The following is a 20,333-nucleotide window of genomic DNA, read 5'->3' as shown; positions in this document are numbered from 1 at the left end:
GGATGCCCGCCAGAAACAGAGAAAACTGAACCGAAATTATTAAATTTTCACATGAACTTTAACTGCCGTTGCGTTAGGTTGTCCTCGGTGGAACAGGGATCAGACAAAAGGTTCTGCCGCACCCCGTATTGCGGGGCGCGGCAGCCCGGTGATGGCCCGCTTCTTCTGTAGTTTATATTGCTCGCCGGTCGTTCCGGTGGGGTGGTTTACTTTTGCCTTATGTCAACAGGCAGTCCGGCACTCAGGAGGGACAACAGTGACGTATTACTATAGCACCACAAAAACCTATACATGGACGGCTTTCACCGAAGCCGATCTGCTGGCCAACGGCAAGAACGGATCGGATTTTGGCCGGGGCGACACCTTCGTGATGCCGAAAGCGCCCACCGTCACCATGTCCACCAAGGACGATGACGGCGCGCTGAGCGGCGGTTCCAAGAACTGGTGGACCGGCCGCACCCAGTCCAGCGACCGTTCGGGTCAGGACGCCACCCTCAACGGCACCGGCACCGGCTGCAAGATGTATGCTGACAAATACCATGTGCTGAAAGGTTCGGACGGCAAGTCCTATTACCTGATCGACATCATCGTCGAAGGCCATGATTCCCCCGGTGCGGGCAACGGCTATTTCACCTTCTATGGCGCCACCCCTCCGGCCGGTGTCAGCCTGTCCGTCGTGCAGACCTGCGCGGTTTCGGGTTCGTGGATCAACTACAACTGCCTGGGCGCCGGTTCCTCGGCCCCGCCGAACACCCCGCCGACCTTTACCAACGTCCCCAAGGACGGCGTGTTCTGCGTTGACGAAAACAACAAGCTGGTCATCAAGCTGAACGCCACCGACGCGGACGGCGACTCGCTGACGTTCAAGATCGTGGGCGGCACCGATGCCGGTTCGTTCACCATCGACGCCAAAACCGGCGAGCTGAGCTTTGTAAAGGCCCCCGATTACGAAACCCCCGGTTCCAAGGCCGGCACCAACACCTATAAGGTGATCGTGGCCGTGGACGACGGCAAGGGCGGCGTCGCCAACAAAGAGCTGAGCGTTTGCGTCAAGGACGTGGACGAAGGCACCCCCGCCTGTCAGGTCATCGAAGCTGAATCCATGCAGCTGTGCAACATGCGCGTCGGCACCACCTCGGGCGCGTCGGAAGGCAAGGTCATCGGCCTGACCGGTTACAGCGGCTATGCCTATACGACCTACAAGGGTCCGGCGGGCGAATTCGACATGACCCTGCGCTATACCGATACGGCGGGCAGCGGGTCGATCCGGGTTTATGTCAACAACAAGCTGGTCCAGACGGTCAGCCTGAACAAAGACAACAACCGCTGGAACGAGGTGACGATCGAGAACCTCGACCTGAAACCCGGCGATGTCATCAAGCTGAGCGCCGAAGGCAAATATTGCGAATATGCCAAGATCGACAAGCTGACCCTGTGCCCCAGCGGTCCCAGCGTCGGCGCACTGGAAGGCCGTGTGTTCATCGACCAGAACAAGGACGGGCTGGACAACAGCGAACCCGGCGTGCAGGGCGTGACCGTGCAACTGCTGGACGCCAACGGCAACGTGGTCGGCACCACCACCACCGCCGCCGATGGTTCCTATCTGTTCAGCAACCTTCAGCCGGGCAACTATACCGTTGTGTTCCCGACCTCGGTCAACGGTCGTGTGCTGACCCAGCAGAACGTCGGCAATGACGACACCATCGACAGCGATGCCAATGTCTCGACCGGCCGCACCGGTGCCTATGCCGTCGTCGCGGGCGAAACCACCAGCGATGTCGATGCCGGTCTGAAAGACCCCGGCACCGCCTCGCTGGAAGGCCGTGCGTTCCTTGACCAGAACAAGGACGGGCTGGACAACAACGAACCCGGCATCCCCGGCCAGACCGTGCAACTGCTGGACGCCAACGGCAATGTCGTTGCCGTGACCGTGACCGGCGCCGATGGTTCCTACAAGTTCGACGGTCTGGACGCGGGCAGCTATACCGTTGTCTTCCCGACCGATGCGGATGGCCGCGTGCTGACCGACGCGAATGTCGGCAACAACGACACCATCGACAGCGACGCCAACCCCTCGACGGGCCAGACCGGCAGCTATACGGTGAATATCGGCCAGAACGTCAAGGACGTGGACGCCGGTTACAAGGATCCGGGCACCGCTTCGCTGGGCGATTACGTCTGGGTGGACAGCAACCGCAACGGCATTCAGGACAATGGCGACACCGGCCGCGCCGGCGTGACCGTGACCCTGTATAACGCCGCGACCGGCGCCGTGGTGGCGACCACCACCACCGACGCGAACGGCAAATACCTGTTCACCGGCTTGCAGGCTGGCGATTATCAGGTCGGCTTTGCCCGCCCCGATGGTTACAGCTTTACCACCGCGAATGCTGGCAGCGACGACGCCATCGACAGCGACGCCGCACAGGCCACCGGCCGCACCGGCACCATCTCGCTGGCGGTCGGTGAAGCCAACCTGACTGTCGATGCCGGTCTGGTCCTCGACAACCGTGCCCCGGTTGCGAACAACGACAGCGCCCACACCTGCGCCGACAAACCCGTGACCGTGGACGTGCTGGCCAATGACACCGACGCAGACGGCGATGCGCTGAGCATCACCCATGTGGCGGGCCGGGCGATTGCCGATGGCCAGACGCTGACCCTGTCGGATGGCGTCCGCGTCACCCTGACCAGCGGCCAGCTTGTGTTCGACGCCTCGGGCACCAGCTACGAAGATCAGATCGTCGGCACCAGCACCACCGTCAACTATGGTTATTCCATCAGCGACGGCATGGGCGGCACCGCCAGCGCGGCGGTCAACATGAAGTGGTGCGGCGTGACCAACACGCTGGAAAGCATCGCGGCCAGCCTGCCCGACAGCGGCGTGCTGCGTGTGACGCTGGATCGTTCGTCCGACGGCTCTTTCTACACCGCCACGGTGACGGGCACCGGCGACGATCGTCTGGACGGCAAGACCTTCGACATCGCCTATTGCGTGTCCGCCTATGACAACCTGCCGCTGAGCACCAACCTGCCGGTCAATATCTATCTGGCCGACGCCGACTCGGTTCCCAGCAGCACGCAAATCCCGCTGCCGCAGAACCTGGACAAGGTGAACTGGATCCTGAATCAGGACTTTGGCTCGATGGACAACGGCGAAGGTGGCACCTACACCGAAGCCGAAATTCAGGGCGCCATCTGGGGTCTGACCGACGGTATCGTGTTCGTGCAGGATGACTATAACTACGGCACCACGGCCAATGCGCAGGAAATCTACGACATGGCCATGGCGCAGGGTAACGGCTTTGAAGCGGGCGAGGGCGACATCATCGGCCTGATCCTTGAGCCGACCGGCCAGAACGGCGACCACGAACAACCGTTCATTATCGGTGTAAATTGGAATGATCTGGCACTGGATTGCCTGTGCTGATCCAGGCTAAAGCGCGGGGCCGGGCCTGTCTGGCCCCGCGTTGCAATCCCGGTTGTCCATGGACCGGGATCTGGATCACCACCCGGTGATCCTGTGTCGTGTGTGAACGGGTCTCCTGGACGCTCGTTCGTTGTTACGGAGCTATGTAGCATGAAGAAGTTCGCATTTGGTGGCGTTGCCGCCGCTCTCTCCTCGATGATCGCCTCGACCGCTCAGGCGGCCGGTGGCTGCACTGGTCCGGGCTGCGACCCGACGCTGGTGCCGGAAATCAGCGCGCTGGAAGGCACTGCGGCAATCGCCGCTCTGGCCGCCGTCGTGCTGCTGACCTGGGAACGCCGCCGCCGCGCGGCCTGATCTCATTGAGGTCTGAAACATTGGCAGGTCCGCCCGCAAGGCGGGCCTGCCGCCATAAAGAGGAAGGGTTTACCATGTTTGCGACCGCACAGACCAATCCGCGCCCCCGCATCCGGCCGCTGATCTTTGCCGCCGCGCTGCTGGCCATGCAACTGCTGGCCATCGGGCTGGTGTTCAAACATGGCATCAATTTTTACTGTCTTGATTACTGGCCTGCTGCGGCCTGTGGCGGGGCCAGCCGGGCACTGGCGGGCATTTACTGCGCCGCCGCCGCGATTGGCCTGTTTGCGCTGCTGCGGCGCAACCTGTTTGCCGATCTGCTGTCGGATACGGGCCGCGATCTGCGGCCGCTGGCGCTGAACGCCCTTGGCTTTGCGCTGACCTTTGTGCCGGTGCTGTTCCTGCGCGAAACCGCCGAGGCGCGGTCGATGGTGCTGCCCTCATTCGCCTTCTGGGTCGGCGGCATGGCGCTGATGCTGGCCGGGCTGGCGCTGTATCTGGCCCCCGCCGCCCGCTGGGGCCGCTTTTTGCGCGCGGCAGGCCCCGCCCTGCCGGTGGCGGCCATCGCCGGTATGCTGACGCCGCCGCTGGCGATGAAGCTGCAACCGATCTGGCATCTGGACACGGTGGCCGACATCACCTTCCGCGCGGTGGTGGCCATCGTCGGCGGCTTTGGCTATCCGATCACGCCGGAACCGGAAACCAAAATCCTGTGGGGCGAAAACTTTGCCATCTCGATCGCGCCGGTCTGTTCCGGGGTCGAGGGTATCGCGCTGGTCACGCTGTTCGTCACGCTTTACCTGTGGCTGTTTCGCGCCGAAATCCGCTTTCCCCATGCGTTGATCCTGTATCCGCTGGGTATTCTGGCCAGCGCCATTCTGAACGTGGTGCGGATCGCCGTGCTGATGATGATCGGGCTGGAGGGGCAGCCCGAACTGGCCGCAGGCGGCTTTCACAGCCATGCCGGCTGGATCATGTTCACCCTGATTGCACTGGGGATTATCGGCGTCGCCCGCAATATCCCGTGGCTGCGCAAGGATTACGGAACCGTCACGGCGGATGCCGCCCCCCGGCAATTCGTCGCCCCGCCGCCCCTGCGCCACGACCCGCAGGCGGCGCGCATCCTGCCCTTTGCGGTGTTCATGCTGACCGCCGTTGTCGTACCCGCCATCACGCAATCGCCCGCCATGTTCTATCCGGCGCGCGTGCTGTTGCTGGCCGCTGCCGTGGCGCTGTTCTGGCCGTTCATCCGCAGCCTTGACTGGCGCATCTCGCCCTTGGCACTGGCCGTGGGGGCGGCGGTTGGCATCGGCTGGGTGATGGTCCCGGTCGAACCGGCCGAGGTGGCGCCCTATGGCGCGCTGACCGGCGGGGCCTTGGTGCTGTGGTATCTGTTCCGGGGCATCGGCACCGTGCTGCTGGTCCCTCTGGTCGAAGAGCTGTTCTTCCGCGATTATCTGGAAAGCCGCATCCGGGGCAGCGCGCCAGATCAGCCCGCGCCGCTGTGGCGGGTGCTGGTGGCGGCGCTGATAACCGCCGCTCTGTTCGCCGCCCTGCATGATCGCTGGGTCGAGGCGCTGATCGCCGGCCTGGCCTTTTCCTGGGTCACGCGGCGCAGCGGGCGGATTTCGGATGCGATCCTGGCCCATGCGGTGGCCAACCTGATCGTCTTTGCCGTTGCGGCCATCACCGGGAACCTTGCGATCATCTGAGGTGTTGGCAGGGGGCGACTGTTGTGCCCCCGCCCTAGCCTCTGGTGATCCATGCCCGATCCGACCACCCCGTTCGACCTGTCCCGCGCGCGGGTCTGCGTGATCCTGAACGCGGGGTCCGGCAAGCAATCCGGCGACGACATCGCCATCTTGCTGGAACGCGAACTGGCCCCGCGCGCAGCCGAATTTTCGCTGATCCGCACCGCGCGCGGCGATGACCTGCCGCGACTGGCGCGGCAGGCGGTCAGCGACGGGTTTTCGCTGATCGTCGCGGTGGGCGGCGACGGCACGCAATCCGCCATCGCGGGCGCGCTGACGGGCAGCGACGTGGTGATGGGGGTGATCCCCGGCGGCACGTTCAACTATTTCGCCCGCGATCTGGGGGTGGGCGAAACGCCGGAACAGGCGCTGGAAACGCTGCTGGGCGGGCGGACGGGCCGCATCCATGTCGGCACGATCAACGGGCAGGTGTTTCTGAACAACGTCAGCTTTGGCGCCTATCCCGACATTCTGAAACAGCGCGAGGATATTTATCGCCGCTGGGGCCGCAGCCGCATTGCCGCCTATTGGTCGGTCATCGTGGCGCTGCGCAACCTGCGCCGTCCGATGCGGCTGACCGTGGGCGAGCGTGTCTTTACCACCGCACTGGCCTTTGTCGCCAACAACCGCCTGCAAATGGAGCAGTTCGATCTGGACGGCAAAGAGGCGATCGAGGCGGGCAAGTTCGCGCTGATGATCGCCCACGCCAGCCGCCCATGGCCGCTGATCGGTGCGGCGCTGCGGCTGGCCTTTGGGCGCTCGGCGCGGGGCAGCGACTTTGACCTGATCGTGACGGATCAGATCACCATCGAAACCCGGCCCGCGCGGCAACTGGTGGCGCATGACGGCGAAAAGAGCCGCATGGACGGCCCGTTCCGCCTGCAAGTCCACCGCAACGCGCTGACCGTCCTGCTGCCCGCCGCGTCACAGGATCAGGCATGACACGTCTGGTCTTGCTGTCGGATCTGCATTTCGGGATGCACCGCGCCGCCCTTGTTCCGGCGCTGCTGGCGCAGGTGAACGATGCGCGGCCCGATCTGATCGTGGTGGCGGGCGATGTGACCCATCGCGGCCGCAGCGCGCAATTTGAGCAGGCCCGCCGCTTTCTGGACGGGCTGGCCGCGCCTCTGGTCGTCGTGGCGGGCAACCATGATGTGCCGCTGTATCGGCTGCTTTCACGGCTGGCGCGGCCCTATCGCAACTGGCGGCGCTATATGGGGGGCGATCTGTCGCCGCTGCGCGATGCGGGGCGGTTGCGGGTGATCGGCGTCAACTCGGTCGATCCGCTGGCATGGCAGCGCGGGCAGATCACCACGGCCGCGCGTGAACGGGCCGTGGCGGCACTGTCGCCGGATCTGACAAATATCGTGATGCTGCACCATCCGCTGGAACAATTGCCGCAGGTGGACAAGCAACTGGCCCGCGGCGCGCCCGAAGCCCTGGCCGCCTTGCAGCAGGCGGGGGCGCAGATCGTCATCAGCGGGCATCTGCACATCTGGCAGGCCGCCGCGTTTGAGGGGCGGCCCTTGCTGCAAATTCAGGCCGGCACGGCGCTGTGCGACCGCCCCGGCGACCGCCAGAACGAATTTGCCATCCTCGATCTGGATGGCGACGCCCTGACCATCACCCGCCGCATCAGCCCGATGAGCGGCCCGGCCGAGTTTACCGAAACCGTCATCCAAGGTTTTGACCGCAGCGGCGGGGTCTGGCGACGGGTTCAGGCCATCGCCACCTCGGGCGGCTGATCCTGTGATTGCAGGAACAGGAAACCGCTGCCCGGCAGGCTGATCTGCCCGCCCTTGACCGACCCAAGGCCGGGGCCAATGGCCGTCACCGCCGTCCCGGCCACCGTCAGCGCGACCGGCGCGGGCGACAGGTTGAACAGGCAGGTCACGGTCTGGCCGTTCAGGCTGCGATGAAAGGCCAGCACGGGTTCGGGCAGGTCGATAAAGGCGATGTCGCCCTGCCGCAGACAGGGCTGGCTGCGGCGAAAGGCGATGGTATCGCGATAAGCCGCCAGCACCCCGTCATCCCCCTGCTGCGCCACCGCCTGTTCCGCCTGCGGCGGTTTGACCGGCAGCCACGGCTTGCCGGTGGAAAAGCCCGCGTTCGGCTGGTCTGCATCCCAGACCATCGGCGTGCGGCAACCGTCACGGCCCTTGACCTCGGGCCAGTAACGCAGCGCCTGCGCGTCGGTCAGCTCGTCATAGGTCATCACGGTTTCGGTCTGGCCCAGTTCCTCGCCCTGATAGATGCCGATGGTGCCCGGAAAGGCCATCAGCATCGCCACGCTCTGCCGCGCCAGCGCCACGCGCGATGTGCCGTGCTGCGCCCAGCGGCTGACGTGGCGGGGCACATCATGGTTGGAAAAGCTCCAGCAGGAATGGCCGTCGGGGGCACCGTCGCGCACCCCCTGTATCACCCGGCGGAAATGCGCGGCGGTGAAATCCGGCCCCAGCATTTCAAACGAATAGCACATGTGCAGCATGTGATCGCCCGCCGTATATTGCGCCATCAGCCGAATACCGGTGTCGCCCGCGTCGCCCACCTCGCCCACCATCATGCGGCCGTCGAATTCGTCGGTCAGCGCCCGCAGCCGGGCCAGAAAGGCGATGTTTTCCGGCTGGTTCTTGGAATGGACGTGATCCTGAAAATCGAACGGCTGGTTGATCGGGCTGTTATCCTTGCGCTGCCGCGGCGGGTTGTCGCGCAGATCGCGGTCGTGGAAGTAATAGTTCACCGTATCCAGCCGGAACCCGTCCACGCCGCGATCCAGCCAGAACCGCATCGCGCCCGTCACCGCATCCTGCACATCCGGGTTGTGCATGTTCAGATCCGGCTGCGAGATCAGAAAGTTGTGCATGTAATATTGCTGGCGGCGCGGTTCCCATTCCCAGCCCGGCCCGCCGAACACCGACAGCCAGTTGTTGGGCGGCGTCCCGTCGGGATTGGGATCGGCCCAGACATACCAGTCGGCCTTGGGGTTGTCGCGGCTGGTGCGGCTTTCGTCGAACCACGGGTGCCGGTCGCTGGAGTGGCTGATAACCTGGTCGATGATGACCTTCAGCCCCAGATCATGCGCCCGCGCGATCAGCGCATCGAAATCGGCCAGCGTCCCGAACAGAGGGTCGATGTCGGTATAGTTCGACACGTCATAGCCCATATCCTCCATCGGCGAGGTAAAGATCGGCGACAGCCAGATCGCATCGGCCCCCAGTTCGGCGATATGGTCCAGCCGCGACGTAATGCCGCGCAAGTCGCCGATGCCATCGCCGTCACTATCTTGATAACTGCGCGGATAGACCTGATAGATCACCGCATCACGCCACCATTCCCGCATGTTTGCCCCCTTTATCGGCCGGTTTTCCACGATTATCGCTGGCAAGGCGCGCGGGCAAGCGTTAGCGTTAACCGGCATTGGGCGGGATTCGGCCGGGGGGGACAAAAGCAACGCCATGACAGACCAGAAAGCGCCGTCTTTTCTGACGCAGGATGACATCGCCCTATTGAACACGGGGCGGCATCCTGACCCGTTTTCCCGGCTTGGCCTGCATGACGATGGCGGCACCACATGGCTGATCGCCCTGTCGCCGGACACCGCCGAACTGACCGCGCTGACCGGCGATGGCGATGTAAAGCTGAGCCGGATCGCGGGCGATCTGTTCGCCGCGCCGCTGGCATCGGGGGATTACCGCCTGCGCGCCACCTATGGCGATGGCCAGTCGCAGGATTATGACGACCCCTATCGCTTTGCCCCGGTGCTGGGCGAAACCGACCGCTATTTGCTGGGCGAAGGGACGCATCGGCAATTGTGGCGGGCCTTGGGCGCGCATGTGATGGAACATCAGGGCGCGCAGGGCACGCATTTCGCGGTCTGGGCACCCAATGCGCAGCGGGTTTCGCTGGTGGGGGATTTCAACCGCTGGGACGGGCGGCGGCACCCGATGCGGCGGCTTGGTGCCGCAGGGGTGTGGGAAATCTTTATGCCCGGCCTGCATGACGGCACGCTGTATAAATACGAAATCATCGACGCCGATGGCCACCCGCTGCAAAAGGCCGATCCGGTCGGCTTTGGCGCGCAGCATCCGCCGGAAAAGGCCAGCGTGGTGCGCGATATTTCCGGCTATGGCTGGCACGATGGCGACTGGATGGCCACGCGCGCCGATCACAATGCGCGCAGCGCGCCAGTGTCGATCTACGAGGTGCATCTGGGGTCGTGGCGGCGCAAATGGGATCAGGGCGGACGCCCGCTGTCCTACAAGGAACTGGCGCATGATCTGGTGAACTATGTCCGCGACATGGGCTTTACCCATATCGAGCTGTTGCCGGTGTCCGAATTTCCCTTTGACGGATCATGGGGTTATCAGCCGGTGGGGCTTTATGCGCCGACGGTCCGCTTTGGCCCGCCGCATGAATTCCGCGATCTGGTCGATGCCGCACACCGTGCCGGGCTGGGGGTGCTGCTGGACTGGGTGCCGGGGCATTTCCCGACCGATGCGCATGGGCTGGCCCGGTTCGACGGCACCGCGCTGTATGAACATGCCGACCCGAAAGAGGGGTTCCATCAGGACTGGAACACCCTGATCTATAACTATGGCCGGACCGAGGTGCAGAACTTTCTGATCGCCAACGCGCTGTATTGGCTGGAGGAATATCACATCGACGGGCTGCGGGTGGATGCGGTCGCCTCGATGCTGTATCGCGACTATTCCCGCAGCGAAGGCCAGTGGGTGCCCAACCGCGACGGCGGGCGCGAAAATTACGAAGCCATCGCTTTTCTGCAAAACATGAACATCGCCGCCTATGCCGAAACCCCCGGCATCATGACCGTGGCCGAGGAAAGCACGTCCTTTCCCAAGGTGTCGGCCCCGGTCGATGCGGGCGGGCTGGGGTTCGGTTACAAGTGGAACATGGGCTGGATGAACGACACGCTGCGCTATATGCAGCGCGATCCGGTGTATCGAAAGCATCACCACAACCAGATGACCTTTGGCCTGATCTACGCCTTTTCGGAAAACTTCATCCTGCCGATCAGCCATGATGAAGTCGTGCATGGCAAAGGCTCGATGCTGCGCAAGATGCCGGGCAGCGAATGGGATCAGTTCGCCAATCTGCGCGCCTATTACGGCTTTATGTGGGCGCATCCGGGCAAAAAGCTGTTGTTCATGGGCTGCGAATTTGCCCAGCCCGAGGAATGGAACCACAATGGCGAGTTGAACTGGCACGCCGCCGACCAGCCCTTGCACAAGGGGATGCAGCGGCTGGTGCGCGATCTGAACACGCTCTATCGCGGCGAACCGGCGCTGCATCTGCATGATTGCGACGGCGCCGGGTTCCAGTGGATCGCCACCAATGCCGATGAATCGACGTTTTCCTTTATCCGCCGTGGCGGGCCGGACGATGCGCCGGTGGTCGTGGTGTGCAACTTTACCCCGGTGGAACGGCCCGCGTTTCGTGTCGGGGTGCCGCAGGCCGGGTTCTGGCGCGAGGCGCTGAACACCGACGCGGAAATCTATGGCGGGGCCGGGCGCGGCAATCTGGGCGGGGTCGCGGCAACCCCTGACAGCCACGACGGCCAGCCCGCGCGGCTGGAAATCACCCTGCCGCCGCTGTCGGTGGTGATCTTTGTCGCAAATACCGATGCAGACGCAACGCAAGGGGAAAGCCATGCCTGACAGCCGCCAATTGACACGCCGCGCCATGGCCTTTGTGCTGGCCGGGGGCCGGGGCAGCCGGTTGCACGAACTGACCGACCGGCGCGTCAAACCCGCCGTCTATTTCGGCGGCAAGACCCGGATCATCGACTTTGCCCTGTCGAACGCGATGAATTCCGGCATCCGCAAGATTGCCGTGGCGACGCAATACAAGGCCCACAGCCTGATCCGCCACCTGCAACGCGGCTGGAACTTTTTCCGCGCCGAGCGCAACGAATTTCTGGACATCTTGCCCGCATCGCAACGGATGAGCGAAGATCACTGGTATCGCGGCACCGCCGATGCCGTGGCGCAGAATATCGACATCGTGGACAGCTATGACGTGGATTATGTCGTCATTCTGGCGGGCGATCACATCTACAAGATGGATTACAGCCAGATGCTGCGCGAACATGTGGAAAACGCCGCCGATGTGACCATCGGTTGCCTGACCGTGCCCCGCGCGCAGGCGTCGGCCTTTGGCGTGATGGCGGTGGATCAGGGCGGGCGGATCACCTCGTTTCAGGAAAAGCCCGCCGACCCGCCGCCGATGCCGGGCAACCCGGAGATGTCGCTGGCCTCGATGGGGATCTATGTGTTCAACTGGGCGTTCCTGCGCGATCTGCTGATCCGCGATGCCGATGACTCGCAATCCAGCCATGATTTCGGCAACGATCTGATCCCGCAGATCGTGCGGCACGGCAAGGCGATGGCGCATCGGTTCGACACGTCCTGCGTGCGTGCGCCCGGCGCGCCGACCTATTGGAAGGACGTGGGCACCGTCGATGCCTTTTGGCAGGCCAATATCGACCTGACCGATTTCACCCCCGAACTGAACCTGTGGGATCGCGACTGGCCGATCTGGACCTATTCCGAAAGCGCCCCACCCGCCAAATTCATCCATGACGAGGCCGACCGGCGCGGCAGCGCGGTGTCGTCGATGGTGTCGGGCGGCTGCATCATCTCGGGCACGGAAATCCGCAACTCGCTGCTGTTCACGCAGGTGCAGACCAACAGCTATGCGGTGCTGGACCACGCCGTTGTGCTGCCCTATGTGACGGTCCACCGCCGCGCCCGGCTGAAACGGGTGGTGATCGACCGGGGTGTCACCATCCCCGAGGGGCTGATCGTCGGCGAGGATGCGCAGGAGGATGCGAAATGGTTCCGGGTCAGCGAAGGGGGCGTCACCCTGATAACGCAGAACATGCTGAACCGGCGGGCCGAGGGTCTCTGATCCGGGTTCTGTCGGTCGCCTCGGAATGCGCGCCGCTGGTAAAAACCGGCGGCTTGGCCGATGTGGCCGGTGCCCTGCCCGGCGCGCTGCTGGCGCAAGGGGTGCAGATGCGCACGCTGATCCCCGGCTACCCCGAGGTGATCGAGGCGCTGGACGGCGCGGGGCCGGTGGCCGCGTTCGAGCATCTGTTCGGCGGGCATGGGCGGGTGCTGGCGGGCACGGCGGCGGGGCTGGATCTGCTGGTGCTGGATGCGCCGCATCTGTTCGCGCGGGGCGGCAACCCCTATCTTGACCCGGACGGGCGCGACTGGTGGGACAATCCCGAACGCTTTGCCGCGCTGTCCTGGGTGGCGGCGCAGATCGCGCGGCAGGGGCTGGCCGATGGCTGGCGCCCCCATGTCTTGCACGGCCATGACTGGCAGGCCGGGCTGATCCCCGAATATCTGCACAATCTGGGCCGGGGCAACACGCGCGTGGTGATGACGGTCCACAACATCGCCTTTACCGGCCCGGCGGACGCCAGCCGCATCCCGGCGCTGTGGCTGGACCCGGCGCGCTATCATTCCGGCGCGTATGAGTTTTACGGCCATGTCTCGGCGCTCAAGGCCGGGCTGATGGGGGCGGACCGGATCACCACCGTATCACCCGCCTATGCGCGCGAACTGATGACGCCGGAATTCGGCATGGGGCTGGACGGCGTGATCCGCCACCGCCAGGCCGATCTGATCGGTATTTTGAACGGCATCGACACGGATGTGTGGAACCCCGCCACCGACCCGCTGATTCAGCCCTATGCCGACGCCCATGGCAAAGCCGCGAACAAGACGCTGCTGCAACGCGAATTCGGCCTGCCCCAGGATGCGCCGGGGCCGCTGTGCATCGTCGTATCCCGGATGTCACATCAAAAGGGGCTGGACCTGCTGATTCAGGCGCTGCCCGCGCTGCTGGAACAGGGCGGGCAGCTGGCGCTGCTGGGGTCGGGCGAGGCATCGCTGCAAGACGCTTTTCGCGCTGCTGCCGCCGATCACCCGAATGTCGCCATCCGCATCGGCTATGACGAGGCGCTGTCGCATCGGATGATGGCGGGGGGGGATGCCATCGTGATCCCCTCGCGCTTTGAACCCTGTGGGCTGACGCAGATGTATGGGCTGCGCTATGGCACCTTGCCGGTGGTGGCGCTGACCGGCGGGCTGGCCGATACGGTCATCAACGCCTCGCCCGCGGCGATGGCGCGCGGCGTGGCAACCGGCATCCAGTTCAGCCCCGTGGGCGCGCAGCCGCTGCGCAATGCGTTAGGCGATCTGGCCGCGCTGTATCGCCAGCCCGGCATCTGGGCGCAGATGCAGGCCAATGCCATGGCGCAGCCGGTGGGCTGGGATCAGTCGGCCCGCGCCTATGCCGCGATCTATCGCGACCTGCTGCCCGGCACCCCGGCATGAGCGCGGCGCTGTCCCTGACCGCAGGCCGCCCGGCCCCGCTTGGCGCCAGCTTTGACGGCGGCGGGGTCAACTTTGCGGTGTTTTCCGAACATGCCAGCCGGGTCGAGCTGTGCCTGTTCGACGCGGCTGGCCGCGAAACCCGCATCGACCTGCCGGAACGGGATGGCCATGTCTGGCACGGCCATATCGCCGGGCTGCACCCCGGCCAGCGTTACGCCTATCGCGTCCACGGCCCCTATCGCCCCGAGGACGGCCACCGTTTCAACCCCAACAAGCTGCTGCTCGATCCCTATGCCCGCCGCCTGACCGGGCATCCGCGCTGGAACGATGCGCTGTATGGTTATCGCCCCGGCGACCCATTGGGCGATGTCAGCTTTGACGCGCGCGACAGTGCGCCCTTCATGCCCCGCTGTGTCGTCACCGACCCGGCCTTTTCATGGGGCGATGACCGCGCCCCCGCACGCCCGCTGTCGGAAACGGTGATCTACGAGGCGCATGTCAAAGGCATGACCGCGCAGCGCAGCGATATTGCGCATCCGGGCACGTTTCAGGCCATGGCATCCGATCCGGTGCTGGATCACCTGACCCGGCTGGGGATCACCGCCATCGAACTGCTGCCGGTGCAGGCCTTCATCAACGACCGCTTTCTGGTGGACCGGGGGCTGCGCAACTACTGGGGCTATATGACCATGGGCTTTTTCGCGCCCGACCCCCGGTATCTGTGCGGCGACAGCATCGCGGAATTTCAGCAGATGGTCGCCCGCTTTCACGCCGCCGGGATCGAGGTGATTCTGGATGTCGTCTATAACCACACCGCCGAGGGCGACCAGCTTGGCCCGACGCTGAACTTTCGCGGGCTGGACAATGCCAGCTATTACCGCCTGACCGAAGATCGACGGTTCTATGTCAACGATGCCGGCACCGGCAATGTGCTGAATTTCGACAACCCCTTTGTGCTGCGCATGGTTATGGATTCGCTGCGCTATTGGGTGCAGGTGATGCGGGTGGACGGGTTCCGCTTTGATCTGGCCCCGGTGCTGGCGCGCACCGGCGGCATGTTCAGCGCGCAGGCGCCGTTCTTTCAGGCCATCCGCCAGGACCCGGTGCTGGCGCAGGTGAAACTGATCGCCGAGCCGTGGGACATCGGCGATGACGGCTATCAGCTTGGCAATTTTCCCGCGCCCTTTGCCGAATGGAACGACCGTTTCCGCGATCAGATCCGCAGCTTTTGGCGCGGCGATGCCGGGCTGACCGGCAAGCTGGCCAAGCGTATCGCCGGATCTTCGGCGCGGTTCGATCGCGACGGGCGGCTGGCGACGTCCTCGGTGAACTTTGTCACCGCGCATGACGGCTTTACGCTGATGGATACGGTCAGCTACGCCCATAAACACAACGACGCCAATGGCGAGGATAACCGCGACGGCCACGACCACAACCTGTCGGACAATATGGGAACCGAGGGGCCATCGCGCGATCCCGCCCTGACCGCCCGGCGCGAAAGGCGGCGGCGCAACCTGCTGGCCACGCTGATGCTGTCGCAGGGCACGCCGATGATGCTGGCGGGCGACGAGCTGGGCAATTCGCAGCAGGGCAACAACAACGCCTATTGTCAGGACAACCCCATCGGCTGGCTGGATTGGGGCCGGGCCGACCGGGGCTTTCTGACCTTTTGCCGCGCGCTGATCGCCTTTCGCCGCGCCCATCCGATCCTGCGGCAGCGCCGGTTCCTGCATTCGCAGCCCCGCCCGCAGGACGGCCTGCCCGATCTGTTCTGGCGCCGCGCCGATGGCGCCCCGATGGAAACCGCCGATTGGACCGACCCCGACCTGCGCCTGCTGGCGGTGGAAAAGCGCATGGCATCCGGCACGCCCGATTATGCCGCCCGCGAAGGCGCGCTGTTTCTGGTGTTCAACGCGGGCGAGGCCACTCAGGTGCGCCTGCCCGACCCGCCGCCGGGCCTGCGCTGGCAGCGCGCGCTGGACACCGCCCGCCCCGATGCCTTTGCCGCCGCCCCCGCCGGCGCATCCGAATCCATCGCCGCCGACAGTGTGGCGGCGTTTCATTTGAGCCCCGAGGTTCGTAACCAATGACTGTTCAATCCGACGCATCCGCCCCCACGCCCGGCCCTGCCTCTGCTCAGGCCAAGGGCAACGACATCTTCGATCTGCGCATGGCCCGCAGCGCGCCCGATCTGTGGCCGATGCTGGAACGGCTGTATGGCCAGCGCGCCGATTTCGCGGAATTCTGCACCAGGCTGGATCAGCTGCTGCGCGACAACTGGCGCGCCCGCCCGCCCGCGCTGAAACGGCTGGATCTGGTCCGCGATCTGGAACCCGACTGGTTTCAACGCCCGCGCATGGTGGGCTATGTGTTCTATATCGACCGCTTTGCGGGCAAGATCGCCGATATTCACAACCGGCTGGATTACCTGCAATCGCTGGGCGTGACCTATGTTCACCTGATGCCCTGCCTGATGCCGCGCCCCGGCGACAGCGACGGCGGCTATTCGGTGATGGATTACACCCGCACCAACCCCGATCTGGGCAGTATGGCCGACCTGACCAAGCTGGCCACCGCACTGCGCGAACGCGGCATGTCGCTGTGCATTGATCTGGTGCTGAACCACACCGCCAAGGAACACGACTGGGCGCGCAAGGCGGCAGGCGGCGACCGCGAATATCAGGACATGTATCTGATGTTCGACGACGACACCCTGCCGCGCCGTTACGAACAATCCCTGATCGAGATTTTCCCCGACACCGCGCCGGGCAGCTTTACCCATTACCCTGAATTCGGCAAATGGGTCTGGACCACCTTCAACGAACATCAATGGGATCTGAACTGGGCCAATCCGCGCGTTTTTCTGGAAATCGTGCAGATCATGCTGAATCTGGCGAACAAGGGCGTCGATGTGCTGCGGCTGGATGCGGTGGCCTTTATGTGGAAACGCATGGGCACCACCTGCCAGAGCCAGCCCGAGGTTCACGCCATCCTGCGCGCCCTGCGCGCCTGCACCCGCATCGCCGCCGGTGCCGCCATCCACCTGGAGGAAGCCATCGTCGGCCCGGCCGAGATGCTGACCTATTTCGGGCGTGGCGAACATGACGGGCACGAAGGCAACCTTGCCTATCACAACAGCCTGATGGTGCAATATTGGGCCGCGCTGGCCACGCGCGACACCCGGCTGATGACCCATGTGCTGCGCACACATTTCCCCGCGCGGCTGACCAATGCGACCTATGCCAATTATATCCGCTGTCACGACGACATCGGCTGGGCCATCACAGACGAAGACGCGGGCGCACTGGGGATTTCCGGTTCGGGCCATCGCGGGTTCCTGTCGAATTTCTATGACGGCAGCTTTCCCGGCAGCTTTGCCAGCGGGGCGCTGTTTCAGGTGAACCCCGAAACCGGCGACAAGCGGATTTCCGGCAGCTTTGCCTCGCTCGCGGGGCTGGAGAGGGCGGCGGACGATCACAAACGGCAACTGGCGGTGAACCGCATTCTGATGGGCACCGCGCTGATCGCGGCATGGGGCGGGATTCCGCTGATCTATATGGGCGACGAAATCGGGCTGCTGAACGATCACGCCTATCTGGACCGGCCCGACCACGCCCATGACAGCCGCTGGATTCACCGCCCCGTCATGGACTGGGACCGCGTGGCCCATGCCGAGGCCGCCCCCGATTCGCCCGAGGGCCAGATCCTGCACGGCACCCGTGCCATCATGGCCCGCCGCGCCGCGACGCCCGGCCTGCACGGCGGCATCGCCACCGATGTGCTGGATGCCGGAAACCCGGCGATCTTTGCCTTTGCGCGGCGTTCCCCCACCGGCACTATTCTGTGTCTTTTCAATTTCACCGAAAACTGGCAACAGGTGCCCGGCCACTGGTTGCGCTATCATGGCGTGCAGGACATGCGGGATCTGCTGTCCGATGCCGTGGTCACGCTGCACGGCGGCAACCTTGCCCTGCCGCCTTATGGCCGCGTTTGGATGACCTGAAGCATTGTTGGAGTCATTGAAATGACTGATCCCCTGACCGCGCCGACCACTGATGATCTGGTCCGTCAGATTCAGCACCACCTGACCTTTACCATCGGCAAGGATGCCGAACACGCCAGCACCTATGACTGGCGGATGGCTGTCAGCCACACCATTCGCGATCTGATGGTCGGCCCATGGTTTGCCGCCACCCGCGCCACCTATGACCAGCAGGCCAAGCGGGTTTACTATCTGTCGATGGAGTTTCTGATCGGCCGTATCCTGGGCGATGCGATCATCAACCTTGGTCTGGATCAGGAAATGGACGCCGCCTTTGCCAGCCTTGGGCTGGACCGCGATGCGGTGCTGTCGGATGAACCCGATGCGGCGCTTGGCAATGGCGGCCTTGGCCGTCTGGCCGCCTGTTTCATGGAATCGCTGGCATCGCTGCAATGCCCGGCCTATGGCTATGGCATCCGCTATGAACACGGGCTGTTCCGGCAGCGGTTCGAAGGCGGCCGTCAGGTCGAATCGCCCGAAGATTGGCTGGACCAGTCGCACCCGTGGGAATTCACCCGCCCGGAATCGGCCTATGTCATCGGCTTCAAGGGCCATGTCGAACATGTCGATGGCCGCGCCGTCTGGCACCCTTCCGAAAGCGTCGAGGCGCGGGCCTATGATACCCCGGTCATCGGCTGGGGCGGGCATTGGGCCAACACGCTGCGGCTGTGGGGGGCGCATCCGACGACGCTGTTCGACCTGCACCGTTTCAACGCCGGCGATTACACCGCCGCCGCCGCCCCCGAGGCGCTGGCCCGCACCCTGTCGCGCGTGCTGTATCCCGACGACACCACCGAACAGGGCAAGGAACTGCGGCTGAAGCAGGAATATTTCCTGACCGCCGCCGCCCTGCATGACATCCTGCGGCGCTTCATGGGCGAACATGGCGATCTTCGCCTGCTGCCGGAAAAGGTGGCGATCCAGTTGAACGACACCCACCCCGCCATCGCCGGGCCGGAACTGATCCGGCAGTTGATGGACGACCACCGCTTTGACTTTGCCGAGGCCCGCGACATCGCGCGCGGCACGCTGAACTATACCAACCACACCCTGCTGCCCGAGGCGCTGGAACGCTGGCCGACATGGCTGTTCGGTCGCGTCCTGCCGCGTCATATGCAGATCGTGGAAATGATCGACGCCGATCACCGTGCCGCCACCGGCGGCGGCGACAGCACCGCCATCGTGCGCGACGATCATGTGCATATGGGTGAACTGGCCTTTATCATGGCGGGCAAGGTCAATGGCGTGTCGGCGCTGCACACCGATCTGGTGCGCTCGACCGTGTTTGCCGATCTGCACCGGCTGCACCCCGACCGCATCCTGAACCAGACCAACGGCGTCACCCCGCGCCGCTGGCTGCGGATGGCGAACCCGCCGCTGGCACATCTGCTGGATGATAGCATCGGCACCGGCTGGACCACCGATCTGGCCGAACTGTCGCGGCTGGAAAACCACGCCGATGACGCCGGTTTTCAGGATCGCCTGCGCGCGGCCAAGCGGCAGAACAAGGTCGCGCTGGCCGAAAACCTGCTGGCCGGGCTGGGGGTCAAGGCCGATCCCGACGCCATCTTTGATGTGCAGGTGAAACGTATCCACGAATACAAGCGGCAGTTGCTGAACATTCTGGAAACCATCGCCCTGTGGCAGAAAATGCACGACGCGCCGAACGCCGACTGGACGCCGCGCGTCAAGATTTTCGGCGGCAAGGCCGCGCCGGGTTACTGGCTGGCCAAGGATGTGATCTATCTCATCAACTCGGTCGCGCGGGTGGTGAACAACGATCCGGTCACGAAACACCTGCTGCAAGTGGCCTATCCGCCGAACTATAATGTCTCGATGGCGGAACGGCTGATCCCGGCGGCGGACCTGTCGGAACAGATCTCCACCGCCGGGAAAGAGGCATCCGGCACCGGCAACATGAAATTCACCATGAACGGCGCGCTGACCATCGGCACGCTGGACGGGGCGAATGTGGAAATCCGCGAACTGGTCGGGGCAGAGAACTTTTTCCTGTTCGGCATGGATGCGGAACAGGCACAGGCGCAGGTCGCGCAGCCCGGCCATGCCCGCGCGGCGATCGAATCCAGCCCGGAACTGAAAGCGGCGCTGGTGGCGATCGCGACGGGGCGGTTCTCGGACGGGGCAACGGATCGCTTCAACACGCTGCTGGACCGGACGTGGAACGACGATCCCTTCCTTGTGGCATCGGATTTCGACAGCTATTTCGCCAGCCAGCGGCAGGTGGATGCCGCCTATGCCGACCATGCCCGCTGGGACCGGATGGCCACGCTGAACATCGCGCGGTCGGGGTTCTTTTCGTCGGACCGCACGATCCGCGGCTATATGGACGACATCTGGGGCGCGAAAGCGGTCAAGCTGGGCTAAGGCGG

At 64.4% G+C, this 20,333-nt stretch carries 12 protein-coding genes; 11 read left to right on the top strand and 1 reads right to left on the bottom strand.

Annotated features, from left to right (window positions below; genetic code table 11):
* The first annotated feature begins 256 nt into the window (after positions 1–256).
* The 5 genes from Q4G14_RS06965 to Q4G14_RS06945 all read left to right on the top strand — a co-directional run bounded on the left by Q4G14_RS06965 (position 257) and on the right by Q4G14_RS06945 (position 7,280).
* Complete coding sequence (locus tag Q4G14_RS06965; RefSeq protein WP_303361009.1) at positions 257–3,430, top strand: SdrD B-like domain-containing protein; 3,174 nt, start codon at positions 257–259, stop codon at positions 3,428–3,430.
* 150 nt (positions 3,431–3,580) lie between these two features.
* Positions 3,581–3,784: a hypothetical protein gene (locus tag Q4G14_RS06960; protein WP_303361008.1), complete on the top strand. Its 204-nt coding sequence runs from the start codon at positions 3,581–3,583 to the stop codon at positions 3,782–3,784.
* A 74-nt stretch (positions 3,785–3,858) separates the two neighbouring features.
* Positions 3,859–5,496: an exosortase E/protease, VPEID-CTERM system gene (gene xrtE / locus Q4G14_RS06955; RefSeq protein WP_303361007.1), complete on the top strand. Its 1,638-nt coding sequence runs from the start codon at positions 3,859–3,861 to the stop codon at positions 5,494–5,496.
* A 51-nt stretch (positions 5,497–5,547) separates the two neighbouring features.
* A complete protein-coding gene (locus tag Q4G14_RS06950) occupies positions 5,548–6,477 on the top strand; it encodes a diacylglycerol kinase family protein (protein WP_303361006.1) in 930 nt (309 codons plus the stop codon).
* A complete protein-coding gene (locus tag Q4G14_RS06945; protein ID WP_303361005.1) occupies positions 6,474–7,280 on the top strand; it encodes a metallophosphoesterase in 807 nt (268 codons plus the stop codon). The genes Q4G14_RS06950 and Q4G14_RS06945 overlap by 4 nt, the downstream gene beginning before the upstream one ends.
* On the opposite strand, the gene Q4G14_RS06940 is transcribed toward Q4G14_RS06945, so the two are convergent.
* Complete coding sequence (locus Q4G14_RS06940) at positions 7,253–8,875, bottom strand: alpha-glucosidase family protein (protein WP_303361004.1); 1,623 nt, start codon at positions 8,873–8,875, stop codon at positions 7,253–7,255. The genes Q4G14_RS06945 and Q4G14_RS06940 overlap by 28 nt on opposite strands.
* Positions 8,876–8,990: 115 nt before the next feature.
* Between Q4G14_RS06940 and glgB the strand changes: the two genes are divergently transcribed.
* Genes glgB through Q4G14_RS06910 form a run of 6 tightly spaced genes read left to right on the top strand, consistent with a single transcriptional unit; the run spans position 8,991 to position 20,328 of the window.
* Positions 8,991–11,210, top strand: coding sequence for a 1,4-alpha-glucan branching protein GlgB (gene glgB / locus Q4G14_RS06935; protein ID WP_303361003.1), 2,220 nt, complete (start codon positions 8,991–8,993; stop codon positions 11,208–11,210).
* Positions 11,203–12,462 carry a glucose-1-phosphate adenylyltransferase gene (gene glgC, locus Q4G14_RS06930; protein WP_303361002.1) on the top strand — a complete coding sequence of 420 codons (1,260 nt, stop codon included), beginning with the start codon at positions 11,203–11,205 and terminating at the stop codon, positions 12,460–12,462. The genes glgB and glgC overlap by 8 nt, the downstream gene beginning before the upstream one ends.
* Entirely contained in the window at positions 12,459–13,901 is a 1,443-nt protein-coding gene (gene glgA, locus Q4G14_RS06925) for a glycogen synthase GlgA (RefSeq protein ID WP_303361051.1), read from the top strand. The genes glgC and glgA overlap by 4 nt, the downstream gene beginning before the upstream one ends.
* Positions 13,898–15,991 carry a glycogen debranching protein GlgX gene (gene glgX / locus Q4G14_RS06920; protein ID WP_303361001.1) on the top strand — a complete coding sequence of 698 codons (2,094 nt, stop codon included), beginning with the start codon at positions 13,898–13,900 and terminating at the stop codon, positions 15,989–15,991. The genes glgA and glgX overlap by 4 nt, the downstream gene beginning before the upstream one ends.
* Entirely contained in the window at positions 15,988–17,904 is a 1,917-nt protein-coding gene (locus Q4G14_RS06915) for an alpha-amylase family glycosyl hydrolase (RefSeq protein ID WP_303361000.1), read from the top strand. The genes glgX and Q4G14_RS06915 overlap by 4 nt, the downstream gene beginning before the upstream one ends.
* Positions 17,905–17,925: 21 nt before the next feature.
* Positions 17,926–20,328, top strand: coding sequence for a glycogen/starch/alpha-glucan phosphorylase (locus Q4G14_RS06910; protein WP_303360999.1), 2,403 nt, complete (start codon positions 17,926–17,928; stop codon positions 20,326–20,328).
* Positions 20,329–20,333 lie beyond the last annotated feature (5 nt).

This window comes from Paracoccus sp. (in: a-proteobacteria) (genome assembly GCF_030538755.1).
In the GTDB taxonomy this organism is placed as follows: Bacteria; Pseudomonadota; Alphaproteobacteria; order Rhodobacterales; family Rhodobacteraceae; genus Paracoccus.
The sequence above is the reverse complement of the archived record's forward strand: the minus strand, read 5'-3'. Positions and strand labels throughout refer to the sequence as shown.